This is a genomic window from Cupriavidus sp. 8B (assembly GCF_054589115.1).
This window is the reverse complement of the sequence record NZ_BAAILO010000636.1, coordinates 1-282: the sequence shown is the minus strand read 5'-3', so window position 1 is coordinate 282 and position 282 is coordinate 1. Positions and strand designations below refer to the sequence as shown.

Below are 282 nucleotides of genomic sequence, written 5' to 3'. Positions count from 1 at the left end.
CTCAGCACGGCGCCGAAGGTCTGACCATGACGCTCGCCATCGGAGTCGGCGAAGGCCTCGGTATAGCCTTTGTCGACACCAATTTCCCCTGTACCGGAGGGGCGCCCTTCGGCCTTCGAAGTCGCGTAGTGGATTTCGACCGCGTCACCCTTCACGATCACACGCAGGTTGCAACCCGTGAGGTCTACGTTCTTGCCGTTGCTGTTCGTCGTGAGCAGTTCAAGGCCCTTCCGGCCCCGGCGTGGGCGGAGAAACATCGATGCGCTATAAGGAGAACAGCAG

The 282-nt window shown here is 61.0% G+C and carries 1 pseudogene; it reads right to left on the bottom strand.

Annotation, left to right across the window (positions count from 1 at the left end):
* Nucleotides 1–257 (bottom strand): annotated as a pseudogene (locus ACYP5B_RS51470) (hypothetical protein); the annotation flags it as partial.
* Between the last annotated feature and the right edge of the window lie 25 nt (nt 258–282).